Genomic DNA, 18,303 nt, shown 5'->3' with positions numbered 1-18,303 from the left:
ATTAGATCACTTTCGCTTCGTTTTTCAATTTTTCTACAAGCTCGTCTACAGACTTCACTTGTACGCCAGCTTTACGTTCAGCAGGTGCTTCAACTTTAATTGTTTTAAGTTTAGTACCAGTTGCAACGCCATAATCAGCAGGAGACTTAATATCAAGCGGTTTTTTACGCGCTTTCATAATGTTTGGAAGAGCAGCATAACGTGGCTCATTCAAACGTAAGTCAGTTGTGATGATTGCAGGAAGTGCAAGCTCAACAGTTTGTAAACCACCGTCGATTTCACGAGTAACTTGAACTTTACCGCCGTCAACTTTAACTTCAGATGCGAAAGTACCTTGACCAGCACCAAGTAAAGCGCCAAGCATTTGACCTACTTGGTTAGAGTCGTCATCAATTGCTTGTTTACCAAGAAGAATAAGTTCTGGTTTCTCAGCATCAACAACGCCTTTGAGGATTTTAGCAACTTCTAGAGCACCAATTTCATCAGCAGTTTCAACTAAAATACCACGGTCAGCACCTAAAGCCATTGCAGAACGGATTTGTTCTTGAGCATCTTTAGGACCCACTGAAACAACAACGATTTCAGAAACTGTTCCTTTTTCTTTTAAGCGAACCGCTTCTTCCACTGCGATTTCACAGAATGGGTTGATTGACATTTTAACGTTAGTAAGGTCAACCCCACTATTGTCCGGCTTAACACGAACTTTAACGTTGGCATCAACCACACGTTTTACAGCGACAAGAGCCTTCATGTAATCCTCGGCTGTTCTAAGCAAGTAAATGTAGTGAAGAGTATTCTAACTCTTCGTTTGAAACTTTTTAGGTGCCCTATCTTGCAATGTATTTGGCATTTCGGTCAAGTCACAATTTCTGCTCGGGGTATAAAAAAGATGAAATGCTCAGTTCACTTATTTGTAGTTGTTGATGTAATTGAATTGCTGTGTATTTAATAGGATATTCATTAGGCTTTGATTTTTTTAATATTTTAATATAATTCAACAACCTAAATATCGACTATTTTTAAAATTTGATGGATCTGTAACGGATCATTTCGAGCAAATCAAATCCCCTTTTAGGCTTCAAAAAATATTGGCAATAAAGTAAGAACCCAAAACCGACATAATTCACTCTCATCACATTTTAATAGTCGCTTATTAATCACCCAACTTTGCAACATAATATAACCAAATTTAGTCTTTTTGAGCCCGTGGATGGGTTTGATCATAAACTCTTGCCAATTGATCAAAATCAACATGTGTATAAATTTGTGTAGTAGACAAATTGCTATGTCCTAACATTTCTTGCACTGACCTTAGATCACCACTTGCAGATAACATATGACTGGCAAAACAATGTCTCAACAAATGAGGGTGTAAATCAACATTCACTCCAGCTCTTTGTGCTTGTAGCTTGACCCGATTCTCAATTTGTCGAGGGGTAAGTCGATTACCACGTTGTGAGATAAAAACAGCACTATCTAAGTTAAATTCACCTTGCCAGATTCGATAAATTTTCAGCCATTCAATTAGACTATCTTTCGCTTTCTGACCAAACGGAACGATTCGAGTCTTATTGCCTTTACCTGTAATTCTTAACAATTGACGATTGAAGTCGATATCTTTAATCATCAAACCTTGTAATTCAGCGAGCCGCAGTCCACTGGAATAAAGTAATTCCAGTATCGCTTTGTCACGCAGCCACAACTGCTGTTCAATTGGTTTATCTGGTGGAGCTTGGTCTAAAATTTGATGTACAGTTTCAATATCGACCATACCTGGTAAGGGTCTAGGCTGTCTTTTTAACTTAAAATCTTCTGATGGATTTTGTTGTAAATATTGTCCTTGTTCAGCCCACTTCATGAACTGGCGTATTGAGGTCAAATGACGCTGCAAACTGCTTGAACTTAACTGATCTTTTTCAACACGATTTGCCAAATATTCGCGTAAGTCAGATGCTTCAATATCGTATAATGCTAAACTCTTGCTGTCACAAAAGTTAAAAAAATCAGTAAGATCACGTTGATAAGCTTCAATCGTATGTTCTGACTGATTTTGAATAATTCGTTCTTTTAACCACATTGATAGCAGTTTTTCAGGAGCTTCCAAGCTATATTCTCTTGTTTGCATGTGCTATTTATAGCGTAGTTTAACAAATTTTTATTCATTAAAGATTATACAAGCATCGAAGATGAACAATTGATGTAATACAATAAATTTCAAGTTTCGAGCGGTGGCTTTATATAATGCTTACTCTTCTGATCCCTTACCTGATTGCAATCACTTTACTCACCATTACACCTGGATTGGATACAACTTTAGTTATTCGCACAGCGACTATTGAAGGAAAAGCTAAAGCCTTTCAAGCAGCTTTGGGTATCACGCTAGGCTGTATTGTTTGGGGTGTAGTTGTTGCTTGTGGGTTAGGTGCGCTTTTAATGACTTCTGATTTGGCATTTAACATGCTGAAATGGATGGGAGCAGCCTACTTAACTTGGCTTGGTTTAAATTTACTATTGAAACCACGAACTCAACTTGCAGATATAAATGATACGACGAATACTCAAAATTGGTTTGTTAAAGGTTTTTTGGGAAACTTACTCAATCCCAAAGTAGGTGTCTTTTACCTCTCCTTTCTTCCTCAATTTATTCCACACACTGCTTCTCCTGTGATTTGGACGATGGGCTTAGTCATGATCCATGTTGTGATTGGGATTATTTGGTCTATCATTTTAATCTCTGCGATGCAATCAATCTCTGCTTACCTAAAACGACCAAAGTTTATTAAGTATATGGATCGTATTACTGGCAGTATTTTTATCCTGTTTGCCTTAAAACTAGCATTTAGTAAAAGATAATCAATCCAATAGCGTGTTTGTGGAACACCCTCGACATAAAGCTAAATAGTTTCTAAAAACCTATTAATTTGCAACGCGACTTCATTGGCACATTTTTCTGCCAACTGATGATCACCACTCTCGACAATATATAAATTAGATTTTTCAATTAAATGATTTAGATACTTACCTACCTCAACGGGGCTAATTGGATCATGATCACCCCAAATCAATAAGGTTTTGATATCTATCGAGGATATGAATTCCTCGTAATTGATGCTGGTTGTGATAAACCAGTTCGGATATTCTGCGTATTCTTGCTGATAAAATTCACGCCAATCTTGAACCTGAAACTGATCTAAATTGACCCCGCTCGAGGTTGCAATCAAGATTAAACCTTTTATTAAAGAGGTTTTTTCTAGTGCAGCTTTGATCGCAAAGATTACACCCATTGACTGTGCAATTAAGATTGAAGGTTGTTGAATCTGCTCAACAACATAATCACTCAAATCATCAAAACTATTTATATCAGGATGTGCAGCCACACCATGGAAACTTGGATAGGCAATCACTTGCTTTGTGTAAGTTTTGGGTAGTTGTGCAATTAAAGGATACCAAAATTGTGTATTACCTGAAGCGCCTGGAAGAAAAACCAAGTTATTCATTATTATCCTTGAGACTTATTATTCTTAGAGATAAACACCCTACTAAGTGCAAGGTGTTTATTTACCACTCAATTTAGCTTTGGAAATATCTTAAATCCAGACGCGCATCATAAACATGCGTGGTTGGACCTGTCATCCACACCACATCGCCTTCACGCCAAGCTATATGCAATTTCCCACCCGCTAACTGAACTTCAACTTCATTAGCGAGTAAACCACGGCGCATACCACTGACAGCAGCGGCACAAGCACCTGTACCACAAGCTAAAGTCTCACCTACACCACGTTCAAACACACGTAAGCGAATATGTTTTTCATCAACGATTTGCATAAAACCAGCATTTACTCTTGCTGGAAAACGAGCATGTGATTCAACTTGAGGACCGATTCCTGCAACATCAGCCGTTAATACATCTGGCACGATCGTAACCGCATGAGGATTTCCCATGTTAACGACATCAATGTTGATGCTTTTATTATCAGCGAGACCCAGTTTGTAAAGACCTTCAGTGTCTTCGTGTTCATCCGTTAGAAATGGAATCTCAGCTGGAAGAAACTTCGGAGGACCCATATTGACACGTACCCAACCATTTGCTCCCAATTCAGGCTCTACAATACCTGCTTTTGTTTGCACACGAATCTTAGTTTTAGTCGTCAGTTGGCGCTCATGTACAAATCGAGCGAAACAACGCACACCATTACCACACTGTTCAACTTCAGAACCATCTGCGTTAAAAATACGGTATTTAAAGTCAGCATCTGGAAAATCAGGCGGTTCAACAATAAGTAACTGATCAAAGCCCACGCCAAAATGACGATCAGCTAAACGCTGAATCGTGACAGTATCTAAATAAGCGCGTTGGGTGACAAGGTCAACAACCATAAAATCATTGCCCAAACCATGCATTTTGGTAAATTCTAAATACATCCAATTTACTCCTCAGGCAATAAATGTTCTTTTTCCCAAAGTGATTCGATGGTTTCACGCTCACGTATTAAATAAGCTTGATCACCACTGACCATCACTTCAGCAGCACGACCACGTGTATTATAGTTTGAGCTCATTACAAAACCATAAGCTCCAGCACCCAATACCGCTAAGACATCATTTTCTTGCAGCGCTAAATCACGCTGTTTCCCCAAGAAATCACCTGTTTCACAGATCGCACCGACCAAATCCCATGTTTTTACTTCAACATCTGAATGTGGGGCAACAGATTGAATATCCATCCATGCTTCATATAAAGCAGGACGAATCAAATCGTTCATTGCAGCGTCAATAATTGCAAAATTTCGATGATTCGTTGGTTTCAACAAATCAACCTTTGTTAATAATGCACCTGCATTTGCAGAAATACTGCGACCAGGCTCCATATAAACTTTCAAACCTAGTTTTTCTAATACAGGGCGCATCGCATTTGCATATTCAGCAACGGTTGGCGGTGTTTCATCTTTATAGCGCACACCTAAACCACCACCAATATCAATATGTTTGAGGTTGATGCCTAACTTTTTCAACTCTTCAATCATTAGAACCACACGATCAAGCGCATCAACGAATGGCTTGGTCTCAGTCAACTGTGATCCAATATGACAGTCGATCCCGACAATTTCTAAGTTTGGTAAAGACGCTGCGTATTGATAAGTTTCATACACTGTATCGCTTGGGATACCGAATTTATTTTCTTTCAAGCCTGTTGAAATATAAGGATGCGTCTTTGCATCAACATCTGGATTGACACGCAATGAAATCGGAGCTTTTTTTCCAAGTTTAGCTGCAACTTTCTGAATACGATCAAGTTCAGCATAAGATTCAACATTGAAACAAGCGATGCCAACATCTAATGCTTTTTCAATGTCTGCTTCTGACTTACCCAAGCCTGAAAAAACGATCTTCGCTGGATTACCACCAGCTGCAAGAACACGGGCAAGCTCTCCACCCGTCACAATATCAAAACCAGCACCTAGTTTTGCCAATACATTAAGAACAGCTAAGTTTGAGTTTGATTTCACCGCAAAACAGATTTGATGATCAATAAAATCAAAAGCACGATCCATATCTAAATAATGTTTTTCCAAAGTTGCTTTGGAATAAACATAGAGTGGCGTGCCGAATTGCAGCGCGAGCTGATCAAGTGAACATTGCTCAGCATGCAATACGCCATTAATGCGAGTGAAACTCATGAAGATGTCCTTATTTACAAACTTAAGGTGAGATGGTTTTGACTACTGTGATGATGATGTTGAGTTTTCAACTTGAGTATCATCATCCTTTTGATCAGATGAGCTTTGAGATTGCGATGCATCATTTTTGTAAAGCAAATACTTTGCTCTTTTATCATGGTTTGGATCAGACGGTAACTGTAAAGCACCAGATTGACCACACGCTGTTAATACAATACTGCTAAACAATAAACTGATCGAACAAATGACTTTAAGCATCTGAGCACCTAATTTTTACAATTCGGAGCAGTATAGCGTGAACCTCAAATTGGCTAAAGTCCAAACATAAAAAAACGCCAACATAAGCTGACGTTTTCATATATCACGGTTGATCTTATTTTTTCTTTGCGAAGAAATAACCAATGATCAGAATAATGAACCAAATTGGACTGACAATCAGAGATTTTCGAGTATCTTCATCCAATGCTAAAACGCCAATCGTACATAAGAAGAAAATAATCACGATCCAGCATGTCATCACACCACCTGGCAATTTAAAAATTGACTGCTCATGAAGTTCAGGAGATCGTTTGCGGTAGTTCATATAACTCCACATAATGATAATCCAAACGCAAATGAACAAAATCGTAGATAAGGTCGTTGCCAAAACAAATGCTGTTACTTCATCGTTAGTTCCGCTTTGTAACTTATATACAAACTGAATTATTGCGCCGATGAAAATACAGATCGCTGAGAAAATCAATGCATTTGCTGGAACAGCGGCTTTAGACAAACCTGCAAATAGTCGAGGCGCTTGTTTATCTGTTGATAAACCAAAAAGCATACGACTCGTTGAGAATACCCCACTGTTCATAGATGACATTACCGAAGATAACACCACCAAATTCATAATAATTGCAGCAGAGGCAATACCAGCCTGAGAGAAAATATTCACAAATGGGCTGACTTTAGGATTGATCTGATCCCAAGGCGTGACACTCATTACGACAAAAAGAGCCAAGACATAGAAAATGATAATACGTATTGGAATCGAGTTAATCGCTTTGGGTAAGTTTCTCTGAGGGTCTTGAGTTTCAGCAGCCGTAGTTCCGACAAGCTCTACCCCAACAAATGCAAAAATTGCAATTTGGAATCCTGCAAGGAACCCTTCGAAGCCTTTAGGGAACATACCTCCATGCGTCCATAAGTTTGAAACGCTGGCTACAGTTCCCGATGTATTGGTAAAACCAGTGAAAATCATCCATAAACCTACAAGGATTAATACAATAATCGCTGTGATTTTCACCATTGCAAACCAGAATTCCATTTCACCAAATAACTTCACGGTAACGAGATTCAGACCCAATACGAATGCTATGGCAACGGTACTAATCAACAAACCACCTAAAGGCGTAAATGACTGTCCACCATTAAAAAATTCGAGGTAATAAATGATCGCGGACAGGTCAGCAATACCAATCGTGACCCAACATAACCAATACGTCCAGCCAACGAAATAACCTGCCCACGGACCAATCAGGTCAGTTGATAAATCAATAAATGATTTATAGTTTAGGTTTGAAAGCAATAATTCGCCCAATGCACGCATGACAAAGAACACCATCAAACCAATCAACATATAAATAAATAGAATTGATGGGCCAGCTAAACTAATCGTTTTGCCTGAACCCATAAACAATCCTGTTCCAATTGCGCCACCAATTGCAATCAGTTGAAGATGTCGATTAGATAGACTACGGTGAAGCCCACTTTGCTCGTTGACCTCACCTAAATTTTGATTCGACATTTTTACAAAAACTCTCCAGTATCTTTCGTTCATTAGCTAATGATCAAATCAAAATGACAATTCGCACCATTTAATGGCATCTTCTTGCACTGTAAATTGTTTTGATGATGTTTTAGCTAACCAATTTTCTGTCTGTACAACTCAATATCTCAAGTTAAATACAAATGGGCCTGATCATACGCACAAGGATGTACCAACTCAATGCACTTTTTTGACTCCATATTTTTCAATAGCTTAAAAATTAGGCAATAAAAAAGCAGCCTCTGAAGGCTGCTTTTTTATCTAGATTTTTACTTTAATTTATTATGATATTACTTTTGTTTATTCTTAATACGATCTTCCCAGAACGTAGCATTACGAATACCAAGTTTTACTGGATCAAAAGTAAACTCTTTAACACCCGCTTTTTGCTGCTGTTCATAATCTCTTAATGCTTTAATCGTTGGTTTCCAAATGAAGTAAGTCACAATAATACCAATGATGTTAATCCAAGCCATTAAGCCCACACCGATATCACCAATTCCCCAAATATAACCCGTCGCACTGATTACGCCATATGAAACAGAAAGAATGATGAAGCATTTGGTGATAAATAATAAAGATGGAGTTTTGGTAATATAACTTAAATAAGTAATGTTGGTTTCAGCGATATAGTAATACGCAACAATCGTTGTAAATGCGAAGAAGAATACAGCTAACGCAACAAAGATTTGTCCAAAACCACCAAATACCGTGCTTACAGCCATTTGTGTAAATGCTGGCGAACCAATTTCAGCTGTAGCAGCAACGTTTTGTACAATAAATTGACCAGCTTCTAATGTACCTTGAACGTTATACATGCCCGTGATCAAAATCATAAACGCAGTTGCTGAACACACGAATAAAGTATCTACATAAATCGAGAATGCTTGTACTAAACCTTGTTGCGCAGGATGCTGTACCTCAGCTGCGGCAGCGGCATGTGGTCCTGTACCCTGTCCTGCTTCATTCGAATAAACACCACGTTTTACCCCCCAACCAATTGCAGCACCCAGACCTGCCATAGGAGAAAAGGCATCAGTAAAAATTAAGGAAATCACACCAGGTAACTTATCAATATTGATGAAGACAATAATTAAAGCCATCAAAATATAGCCTGCCGCCATAAATGGCACCACGAATTCAGCAAATTTTGCAATTCGTTTAATACCACCAAAGATAATGACCGCAAGTAATGCCACAATCACAACTAAAGCTAAAAGCTTATAAGTACCGACGTTTCCAAATACAATCGCACCTTCACCAGTAATTTGAGTGAATGCGTTACCAACCGCATTTGCTTGAATACCTGGTAAGAATAAACCACATGAAATAATTGCTGCGATTGCAAATAGAATCCCTAACCAACGTTGACCTAGACCACGGTCAAAATAGAATGCAGGACCACCACGATATTGACCTTGATATTCAACTTTATAGATTTGACCCAAGGTTGATTCAACATATGCGGTACTTGCTCCTAGAAAGGCAACGACCCACATCCAGAAGACTGCACCTGGTCCACCAAAACCAATTGCGGCAGCAACGCCTGCAATATTACCTACACCAACACGACCTGACAGTGAAACAGCGAGTGCTTGAAACGAAGAAATACCTTGTGCTGATGAGCCTCCTTTAATGAGGAGCCTTATCATATCTTTGATCTGACGAACTTGAACAAACCTTGTTAGGACGGAGAAAAATAAACCTGCACCTAAACATAAATAGATCAGAGCTTTGCTCCAAATAATACTATTTATCCAATCAACAATTTCTGCTGCACTCATAAACACCAACCTTTTGTATAATTTAAAAATATATCAATTGATACATTTTCATTTGTCTGAGCATCAGCAATATTTATGCCATTCAATATAATTCTTATGACAACAAATGAGCAAATGCTCAAAGACCTTCCGTGGAAAAAGTTAATTTAAAGAATTTTTCGACTCAAAAACCTACTATATCTTACTTGTAAAAGTCTTATATCGTGTTATTTTTCTGAGCACTTCCCTTTAACCAGTCAATTACGAAAACACCGTTTACTCTTAATTCCTTATCAAGAAAATGAACGATATTGATCTTTTCCGTAATTACTCTACTTTTTAACTAATTTATCGCAAATTTTCAATTTTATATATGGCAAAAATTAAAACTGTTTATCGATGTGAACAATGTGGCACCGATCATCCAAAATGGGCAGGACAATGCTCTGAATGTGGAGAATGGAATAGCCTCGTAGAAGTTCGCATAGAGCCAATCGTATCCCACAGAGCACAATCAAAGATGGGAGGCGGTTATGCAGGTCAAGCAGCGAGCATCACAACTCTAAATAAAATTTCCGTTTCACATGAAACTCGTCTAGCTACTGGGATTGGCGAATTTGATCGCGTACTCGGTGGCGGTTTAGTGACTGGATCAGTCGTTTTAATCGGTGGTGATCCTGGTATCGGGAAATCTACCATCTTATTGCAAACAGCTACTCATATGGCAGCAGCTAAAAGTTCCGCGCTTTATGTCACAGGTGAAGAATCATTATCACAAGTCGCTTTACGTGCGCAGCGATTAGATTTACCTACTGACCAACTCAAAGTAATGGCTGAAACCTGTGTAGAAAGAATCTGTGAAGTATTGGCTCAAGAAAGACCAGCCGTTGCGATTTTAGACTCGATTCAGACCTTATATACAGAAACCTTACAATCTGCACCAGGTGGTGTCTCACAAATCCGTGAATCAGCCGCCCTGCTCACACGTTTTGCAAAAAATAGCGGAACAGCGTTATTTATCGTGGGGCATGTAACTAAAGAAGGTGCTTTAGCTGGACCACGTGTGCTTGAACATATGGTGGATTGCGTACTGTATTTCGAAGGTCAGTCGGATTCTCGATATCGTATGATTCGTGCCGTGAAAAACCGTTTCGGAGCAGTCAACGAGCTAGGTGTCTTTGGCATGACCGATAAAGGGCTACGAGAAGTCGCCAATCCCTCAGCTATTTTCCTCAGTCGTTATGATGAAGCCATTCCGGGTTCAATTGTGATGATTAGCCGTGAAGGTACTCGCCCATTACTCGTCGAAGTTCAAGCTCTTGTTGATGATGCACATGCTCAACCTCGGCGTGTTGCATTAGGACTTGAACAAAATCGTCTGAACATGCTGCTTGCAGTAATGCATCGACATGGTGGTGTTCAAACTGCGGGACAAGATGTTTATGTTAATGTCGTAGGTGGATTAAAGATCACGGAAACTGGTTCAGATCTAGCGGTATTACTCGCCTGCGCTTCAAGTTTGCGTGGTAAAGCATTACCACAACAACTGGCTGTTTTTGGTGAAGTTGGTTTATCGGGAGAAATACGCCCTGTTCCGAATGGTCAGGAACGGTTAAAAGAAGCGGCAAAACATGGTTTTAAATATGTGATTTTGCCGAGAGCAAATGCACCACAAAAAAGTATTGATGGTGTTCAAATTATTGCTGTAGCTCGTTTACATGAAGCATTGACTGAAGCAATGCAGCTTAGTGATGAACTGACATAAAAAAACATACTTTTTTAGTTGAAATTATCAACGAATACCTTCATAAATACACTTACATATTGGAATTAAATAGGAATTTTCGATGCAAGTACACCAGCGTGGCTTGATGGCAGCTTTATTGATGGCAACTTTGGTCGCAGCACCAATTGCAGAAGCTAAACGTGCGGGCGGTGGCAAAAGTCATGGTATGTCTCGTTCAACAACGACGACTCAATCTCAGCCAACTACTACTCAATCGTACCAACAACCTACAACTAAAACTACGACGACTCAAAAATCAGGTCCAGGCGTAGGTTCTATGGTTGCTGCTGGTGTAGCAGGTGCTGCTGTAGGTGCAGTTGCTGCAAATGCATTGGCAGATGACAACAATCCTACTTCTGCTGAGCAGCAAGCTGCGCAAGAAGAGGAAAAAGGTGGTATTCCAGGTTGGTTATGGGTACTCCTAGCTGCTGCAGTTGCATTCTTTGTATTCCGTAAATTCGGTGCAAAAAAAAAATTAGCCACAGCTAATCCATATGCTCCAAATAATAACGGTCAAAACAACTTTGGCCGTCCTGTAAGCCCACAACCAACTATGCGTCAAACGGCTGGTGACAACACCAATATTTTTGGTCAATCAGTTGGTGGTGGCGTTGCGACTCAGGCACCGTTTGGTGGTGCATCAATGAGCAGTGGCAACCAATTACCTGATGGGACTGAACCTGCTGCTTTCCTTCGTATTGCACGCCAACGCTTCAATCACATTCAATCAGTAAATAGCGCAAACAATATCGAAGAAATTCGTCGTTACTTGACTCCTGAGCTTTATAACTCAATGTATAGCGACATCATGGCTAACCAAGACCAAGATGTGGCTGAGTTTAGCAATCTTAATGCGATGGTTGCTGAAAGCACAACTGAAAATGGACAATATGTGGTTAGCGTTCGTTTCACCGGTACGGTAAGTGAAGATTTAAATAGCTTGCCACAACCATTTACTGAAATTTGGCACTTTGTTAAACCTGTTGGCTCGCAACAAGATTGGGTTGTGGCAGGAATCCAACAAGCATAATTGCTAATATCATTTAAAAAAGGAGCTATTCAATAGCTCCTTTTTTTTATTGGTGCAATTTTATGAGAAATAAAAAAAGCCACTCTCGATTTCTGAGAATGGCGGAGTGTAAACGAAATTTAAGTAAAACGTTGTTTACAATAAGGATAACCAAACATATAAGCATCTTCATAATAATTAATATTTATCAGGAAACATATTCCACATTTGGGGAATAGCCTTCACTTTCTTAATTTTTTTGATGCACATGCTGTTGATTTAAATTTTATGGATAGTTTAGTGCAAAGCTAAAAATGACTAGTTACAACGTAAAAAAAAGAGCTGAAATCAATGTTTAAAACAATCTATTGGTTCAGGTGACTAAGCCTTTGCTTAAGCAACAGATATACTAATAGTGCAATCAGCTCAAAAGATTAAAGCAATAAAAAAGCCTTGCCGAAGCAAAGCTTTTATTTCTGTTCTAAATCTTCTAACTATACTTAAGACACAAACTGTAGGAATGCCCAGTACAAACCACCTGACAAACAGATCGTTGCAGGTAAGGTAAATACCCAAGCTGAAAGAATGGTACGAACTGTTGCGAAATTCAAACCTGATTTATTTGCCACCATCGTACCTGCAACCGCACTGTTTAAAACGTGTGTTGTTGATACAGGCATACCTAAACCATCAGCAGCAGCAATCGTACTCATCGCAACTAATTCCGCTGACATCCCTTGACCATAAGTCATGTGGTTTTTACCGATACGCTCACCCACTGTAATCACGATACGTTTCCAACCCACCATCGTACCTAAACCAAGAGCAAGCGCGACTGCGACCTTCACCCAGTTTGGAATGTATTGTAAGAACGAATCTAAGTTACTACGATATTCTTTTACCAATTTTTCTTGGTCTTTATTCATTTCAGGTAAAGCATCTGCTTTATCTAAACGTTTAAATGTCGTTGTACTTAAATACATGTCATTACGAATTTCACTCACAGCAGCTTCAGGAATATCCTTTAAGTTGCCATAAGTCGCTACACGATCACCCAAATGAGAGGTCATGCTTGCAAGAGCAGGAACAACTTCTGGGGTTTGCTCTTTGGTTTGAATAAATTTCGTCAAAACTTCACGAGCTTTTTCATCAGATAATTCATTCTGATTGACATTCAACACGGTCGCTGTTTGAGCCGAAAGCTGTTCGAATGATTGTAGATGTTGAGCATCTAAGTTTTTATTCAATGAATAAGCCAAAGGAACTAAACCAATCAAAATCAACATGATTAAGCCCATGCCTTTTTGACCATCATTTGAACCGTGCGCAAAACTTACACCCGTACAGGTAAAGATTAAAATCGCACGAATAAGTGGTGGTGGTGGTTTATTACCAACAGGAGGTTGGAACAATTCCAATTGGCGCTTAAAGATTGTTTTAACCAGTAAGAATACAATTGCTGCAAATGCAAAACCGATCAAAGGAGAAAATAACAATGCCTTCCCGACTTTGATGACTTGATCCATATCAATGCCACTGGTCGCTCCAGTTGATGCATTTAACAAGTGATTCATAATCCCCACACCCAAGATCGAACCGATCAAAGTATGAGAACTTGATGCAGGAATACCTAAGAACCAAGTTCCTAAGTTCCACAGAATCGCTGCAATCAACAGTGCAAAAACCATAGCAAAGCCAGCACCACTGCCGACATTCATGATCATTTCAACTGGAAGTAATGCAATAATTCCGTAAGCAACTGCTCCACTTGCCACCATAACTCCAAGAAAGTTACAGAAGCCAGCCCACATCACTGCAACAGGTGCAGGTAAGGCATTGGTGTAAATTACGGTTGCTACAGCATTCGCTGTATCGTGAAAACCATTTACAAACTCAAAACCTAAGGCAATGAATAATGCCGTAGACAAAAGAATAACTGAATATAAACTCAAAGGTGGTACATGCGCTAAATCAGCACTCACCTGAAATCCAATATATATAAGTGTTGAAACAATGATCGTCAAAAACACCGGCATAAAGAATTTCGGTGTAGGTACATGTACATTCGTCGATTTTGCCGAAGAATTGGCAAGCGGTGAATCCGAAACAGGAGGAATATTAGAATTCATGTAGACGGTTAGAGGATAAAAAAATCCCCTGTATTGTTTAATTAAATTATGACAATTATATGACAAAGAGATGTCATATAAAGCTGATATTTCATCATTTCAGCTCATTTTGTGATGTTTTTTGTTCTAATCTTTAATCTATTAAATTAAATATCCCTTTAAATACAATATGATATAAAAACAAAAAGTCTTAAAAACTGTTTGTCTGATTTTGCAACAAATGCTACAAAATATGACATCAATTTGTCATATTTCAGTTCATTCGCTGGTTTTTGGAGCATTATTCCTCATAATTATTACAAATTAATGAAGGTTTTGTGACACATCAAAATTGAACTGAAGAATCAGTGCTCTGTGTTGTTGAAAATACGCGCTTTCTGTTCTCTTCTGTTACAATGCCTCAGCTTTTTATATTTGCCATATACTGGGGTTCCTTATGTCCACGCTTGCCACCCTAAAATCTCTTCTCGCCCAACGCATCTTGATTATTGATGGTGCAATGGGAACCATGATTCAACGCCATAAATTAGAAGAAGAAGATTATCGTGGTGAACGTTTCGCAGATTGGGCTTCTGATCTCAAAGGTAATAATGATCTTTTAGTACTGACTCAACCGCAGATTATTCAGGGTATCCATGAAGCTTATTTGGATGCTGGTGCAGACATTATTGAAACCAACAGCTTCAATGGTACACGTGTTTCAATGTCAGATTATCACATGGAAGATCTTGTACCTGAGATCAACCGTGAAGCAGCACGTCTCGCGAGAGCGGCGTGTGATAAATACTCTACCCCTGATAAACCACGATTCGTGGCAGGTGTGCTCGGCCCGACATCACGTACATGTTCGATCTCACCGAACGTCAATGATCCAGCATTCCGTAATATTACTTTCGATGAACTAAAAGAAAATTATATCGAAGCAACACACGCCTTAATTGAAGGTGGTGCTGACATTCTATTGATCGAAACAGTTTTCGATACATTGAACTGTAAAGCGGCAATCTTTGCGGTCAAAGAAGTCTTTAAGCAAATCGGTTATGAACTTCCATTGATGATTTCAGGTACGATTACAGATGCCTCAGGTCGTACATTGACAGGTCAAACTGCTGAAGCATTCTGGAACTCAGTGCGTCATGGTGATTTGCTGTCAATTGGTTTTAACTGTGCATTGGGTGCAGATGCAATGCGCCCTCACGTTAAAACGATTTCTGACGTTGCAGATACCTTTGTTTCAGCCCATCCTAATGCTGGTTTACCGAATGCATTTGGTGAGTATGATGAAACCCCAGAACAAACCGCAGCCTTTATTAAAGAATTTGCTGAGAGTGGTTTGATCAATATTACTGGTGGTTGCTGTGGTACCACACCAGACCATATCCGTGCGATCTACCAAGCTGTTAAAGATATTCCACCACGTAAAATTCCTGAGACTGTTCATGCTTGCCGTTTGAGTGGTTTAGAACCATTTAATATTTATGATGATTCTTTATTCGTAAACGTTGGTGAACGTACTAACGTTACAGGATCAAAAAAGTTCCTTCGTCTCATCCGTGAAGAAAATTTTGCAGAAGCTTTAGAAGTCGCTCAGCAACAAGTTGAAGCTGGTGCGCAGATCATTGATATCAACATGGATGAAGGGATGCTCGATTCGCAAGGTGCGATGGTGCATTTCCTGAACCTTGTCGCTTCAGAACCTGATATTTCGCGTGTGCCGATCATGATTGACTCATCGAAATGGGAAATCATTGAAGCAGGTCTAAAATGTGTTCAAGGTAAACCTGTTGTAAACTCGATTTCCTTAAAAGAAGGTTATGACGAGTTTGTCGAAAAAGCTCGCCTCTGCCGTCAGTACGGCGCAGCAGTTATTGTCATGGCTTTTGACGAAGTTGGTCAGGCAGATACCGCTGAACGTAAACGTGAAATTTGTAAACGCTCTTATGACATTTTAGTCAATGAGGTTGGCTATCCAGCTGAAGATATTATTTTCGATCCAAACGTGTTTGCAGTAGCAACAGGGATCGAAGAACACAATAACTATGCCGTAGACTTTATTGAAGCGACTGGTTGGATCAAACAAAACTTACCACATGCCATGATTTCTGGTGGTGTCTCTAACGTTTCGTTCTCATTCCGTGGTAATGAACCTGTACGCGAAGCGATTCACTCAGTATTCCTCTATCATGCCATCAAACAAGGCATGACTATGGGTATCGTAAACGCTGGTCAGATGGCGATTTATGACGATATTCCAAAAGAACTGAAAGATGCGGTTGAAGACGTTATCCTCAATCAAAATCAGGGAGAAAGTGGACAGGAAGCCACTGAAAAATTACTTGAAGTTGCAGAAAAATATCGTAGTCATGGTGGCGCAGCCAAAGAAGCTGAAAATCTTGAATGGCGTAATGAGTCTGTCGAAAAACGTCTTGAATACGCTTTAGTTAAAGGTATTACCACGTATATCGATCAAGATACTGAAGAAGCACGTTTAAAATCAAAACGTCCGCTTGATGTGATCGAAGGCCCATTAATGGACGGCATGAACGTTGTGGGTGACTTGTTTGGTTCAGGAAAAATGTTCCTTCCTCAAGTCGTTAAATCTGCACGCGTCATGAAACAAGCTGTAGCATGGCTCAACCCATACATTGAAGCTGAAAAGTCAGAAGGACAATCTAAAGGTAAAGTCCTGATGGCAACGGTAAAAGGTGACGTACACGATATTGGTAAAAATATTGTGGGTGTTGTCTTGGGTTGCAATGGTTATGACATCGTTGACCTTGGCGTGATGGTACCTGCAGAAAAAATTCTGCAAACAGCAATAGATGAGAAATGTGACATCATTGGTTTGTCAGGTTTGATCACCCCTTCTTTGGATGAAATGGTCTTTGTTGCCAAAGAAATGCAACGTAAAGGTTTTAATATTCCTTTATTGATCGGCGGTGCAACCACATCAAAAGCACACACCGCAGTTAAAATTGATCCTCAATATTCAAATGATGCTGTAATTTACGTCGCGGATGCTTCACGTGCAGTGGGTGTCGCAACCACCCTACTTTCTCCTGAAATGCGCGGTAACTTCATTGCAGAGCATCGTGCTGAATATGCCAAGATTCGTGAACGTTTAGCAAATAAACAACCGAAAGCTGCAAAATTGAGTTATGCAGAATCAGTCGAAAACGGTTTTAAAATTGATAATAACTATGTACCACCAAAACCAAATGCTTTGGGTACACAAGTTATTAAGAATTATCCGCTTGAAACCTTAGTTGAATATTTTGACTGGACACCATTCTTTATCTCTTGGAGTTTGGCGGGTAAATTCCCGAAAATTTTAGAAGATGAAGTGGTCGGTGAAGCAGCAACTGATCTTTATAATCAAGCGCAAGCGATGCTGAAAGACATCATTGAAAATAAACGTTTCGATGCCCGTGCTGTGTTTGGCTTATACCCTGCTCAGCGTACTGGTGCAGATACCGTCAGCGTATTTGATGAATCAGGTCAACATCACACTCACACCTTTGAGCACGTACGTCAGCAATCAGACAAAGTGACAGGTAAACCAAACTTGTCTTTAGCCGATTATATTAAGCCTTCTGAACAACCTGAGGATTATCTTGGTGGTTTTACGGTGTCGATCTTTGGTGCAGAAGAATTGGCAAATGAATATAAAGCCAAAGGTGATGACTATTCAGCGATTCTGGTTCAGTCTTTAGCAGATCGTTTTGCAGAAGCTTTCGCTGAACATTTACATGAACGTATCCGTAAAGAGTTCTGGGGCTATAAAGCAGATGAAACGTTGAGTAATGAAGAACTGATCAAAGAGAAATATGTCGGTATTCGTCCTGCGCCAGGTTATCCTGCTTGCCCAGAGCATTCTGAAAAAGCAGTGTTATTTGATTGGTTAGGTTCAGAAGCGAAGATTGGTACGAAGTTGACTGAACACTTTGCGATGATGCCGCCTTCTTCTGTCAGTGGTTTCTATTATTCACATCCTCAAAGTGAATACTTTAATGTGGGCAAAATCTCTCAAGATCAGCTTGAAGATTATGCAAAGCGTAAAGGTTGGACACTCGATGAGGCGAAACGCTGGTTAGCACCGAATTTAGATGATTCGATTGGATAAGCCAT

The 18,303-nt window shown here is 39.5% G+C and carries 13 protein-coding genes; 4 read left to right on the top strand and 9 right to left on the bottom strand.

From position 1 onward, the window contains the following. Window position 1: 1 nt before the first annotated feature. Window positions 2-751, bottom strand: a complete 750-nt coding sequence (locus R2H34_RS05475; RefSeq protein WP_004959878.1) for an electron transfer flavoprotein subunit beta/FixA family protein — start codon at window positions 749-751, stop codon at window positions 2-4. Between the two features lie 438 nt (window positions 752-1,189). Continuing rightward, a complete protein-coding gene (xerA, locus tag R2H34_RS05470; RefSeq protein ID WP_171053812.1) occupies window positions 1,190-2,077 on the bottom strand; it encodes a site-specific tyrosine recombinase/integron integrase in 888 nt (295 codons plus the stop codon). A gap of 164 nt (window positions 2,078-2,241) precedes the next feature. Between xerA and R2H34_RS05465 the strand changes: the two genes are divergently transcribed. Beyond that, the gene (locus tag R2H34_RS05465; protein WP_318342479.1) at window positions 2,242-2,853 is read left to right on the top strand and encodes a LysE family translocator; all 612 of its coding nucleotides are present in this window, start codon (window positions 2,242-2,244) and stop codon (window positions 2,851-2,853) included. Window positions 2,854-2,894: 41 nt separating this feature from the next. Here R2H34_RS05465 and R2H34_RS05460 read toward each other — a convergent pair whose 3' ends face one another. From R2H34_RS05460 to R2H34_RS05435, 6 genes are all read right to left on the bottom strand, one after another. Beyond that, a complete protein-coding gene (locus R2H34_RS05460) occupies window positions 2,895-3,497 on the bottom strand; it encodes an alpha/beta fold hydrolase (protein WP_318342478.1) in 603 nt (200 codons plus the stop codon). A 73-nt stretch (window positions 3,498-3,570) separates the two neighbouring features. Next, window positions 3,571-4,425, bottom strand: coding sequence for a diaminopimelate epimerase (gene dapF / locus R2H34_RS05455; protein WP_004913683.1), 855 nt, complete (start codon window positions 4,423-4,425; stop codon window positions 3,571-3,573). Between the two features lie 5 nt (window positions 4,426-4,430). Continuing rightward, the gene (lysA, locus tag R2H34_RS05450) at window positions 4,431-5,681 is read right to left on the bottom strand and encodes a diaminopimelate decarboxylase (protein WP_280094827.1); all 1,251 of its coding nucleotides are present in this window, start codon (window positions 5,679-5,681) and stop codon (window positions 4,431-4,433) included. Between the two features lie 42 nt (window positions 5,682-5,723). Next, window positions 5,724-5,939, bottom strand: a complete 216-nt coding sequence (gene lptM, locus R2H34_RS05445; protein ID WP_004913686.1) for an LPS translocon maturation chaperone LptM — start codon at window positions 5,937-5,939, stop codon at window positions 5,724-5,726. A 115-nt stretch (window positions 5,940-6,054) separates the two neighbouring features. Then, a complete protein-coding gene (locus R2H34_RS05440; protein WP_318342477.1) occupies window positions 6,055-7,467 on the bottom strand; it encodes an amino acid permease in 1,413 nt (470 codons plus the stop codon). A 311-nt stretch (window positions 7,468-7,778) separates the two neighbouring features. After that, a complete protein-coding gene (locus tag R2H34_RS05435) occupies window positions 7,779-9,272 on the bottom strand; it encodes an alanine/glycine:cation symporter family protein (RefSeq protein WP_125297611.1) in 1,494 nt (497 codons plus the stop codon). Between the two features lie 352 nt (window positions 9,273-9,624). Between R2H34_RS05435 and radA the strand changes: the two genes are divergently transcribed. Further along, window positions 9,625-11,016: a DNA repair protein RadA gene (radA, locus tag R2H34_RS05430; protein WP_099948286.1), complete on the top strand. Its 1,392-nt coding sequence runs from the start codon at window positions 9,625-9,627 to the stop codon at window positions 11,014-11,016. Between the two features lie 82 nt (window positions 11,017-11,098). Beyond that, window positions 11,099-12,067, top strand: a complete 969-nt coding sequence (locus R2H34_RS05425) for a Tim44 domain-containing protein (protein WP_151830505.1) — start codon at window positions 11,099-11,101, stop codon at window positions 12,065-12,067. Between the two features lie 479 nt (window positions 12,068-12,546). Here R2H34_RS05425 and R2H34_RS05420 read toward each other — a convergent pair whose 3' ends face one another. Further along, entirely contained in the window at window positions 12,547-14,175 is a 1,629-nt protein-coding gene (locus R2H34_RS05420; RefSeq protein ID WP_318342476.1) for an inorganic phosphate transporter, read from the bottom strand. A gap of 436 nt (window positions 14,176-14,611) precedes the next feature. Between R2H34_RS05420 and metH the strand changes: the two genes are divergently transcribed. After that, window positions 14,612-18,298: a methionine synthase gene (gene metH / locus R2H34_RS05415; protein ID WP_318342475.1), complete on the top strand. Its 3,687-nt coding sequence runs from the start codon at window positions 14,612-14,614 to the stop codon at window positions 18,296-18,298. Window positions 18,299-18,303: the final 5 nt, after the last annotated feature.

This window comes from Acinetobacter sp. 16 (assembly GCF_033439925.1).
Lineage (GTDB): Bacteria > Pseudomonadota > Gammaproteobacteria > Pseudomonadales > Moraxellaceae > Acinetobacter > Acinetobacter junii.
This window is presented reverse-complemented; position numbering and strand designations above follow the sequence as displayed.

Coding starts and splice junctions, on each gene's coding strand:
- xerA (WP_171053812.1), bottom strand. CDS start 2,077: ATGTGGTTAAAAGAACGAATTATTCAAAATCAGTCAGAACATACGATT.
- R2H34_RS05460 (WP_318342478.1), bottom strand. CDS start 3,497: ATGAATAACTTGGTTTTTCTTCCAGGCGCTTCAGGTAATACACAATTT.
- lptM (WP_004913686.1), bottom strand. CDS start 5,939: ATGCTTAAAGTCATTTGTTCGATCAGTTTATTGTTTAGCAGTATTGTA.
- R2H34_RS05465 (WP_318342479.1), top strand. CDS start 2,242: ATGCTTACTCTTCTGATCCCTTACCTGATTGCAATCACTTTACTCACC.
- lysA (WP_280094827.1), bottom strand. CDS start 5,681: ATGAGTTTCACTCGCATTAATGGCGTATTGCATGCTGAGCAATGTTCA.
- metH (WP_318342475.1), top strand. CDS start 14,612: ATGTCCACGCTTGCCACCCTAAAATCTCTTCTCGCCCAACGCATCTTG.
- dapF (WP_004913683.1), bottom strand. CDS start 4,425: ATGTATTTAGAATTTACCAAAATGCATGGTTTGGGCAATGATTTTATG.
- R2H34_RS05475 (WP_004959878.1), bottom strand. CDS start 751: ATGAAGGCTCTTGTCGCTGTAAAACGTGTGGTTGATGCCAACGTTAAA.
- radA (WP_099948286.1), top strand. CDS start 9,625: ATGGCAAAAATTAAAACTGTTTATCGATGTGAACAATGTGGCACCGAT.
- R2H34_RS05420 (WP_318342476.1), bottom strand. CDS start 14,175: ATGAATTCTAATATTCCTCCTGTTTCGGATTCACCGCTTGCCAATTCT.
- R2H34_RS05440 (WP_318342477.1), bottom strand. CDS start 7,467: ATGTCGAATCAAAATTTAGGTGAGGTCAACGAGCAAAGTGGGCTTCAC.
- R2H34_RS05435 (WP_125297611.1), bottom strand. CDS start 9,272: ATGAGTGCAGCAGAAATTGTTGATTGGATAAATAGTATTATTTGGAGC.
- R2H34_RS05425 (WP_151830505.1), top strand. CDS start 11,099: ATGCAAGTACACCAGCGTGGCTTGATGGCAGCTTTATTGATGGCAACT.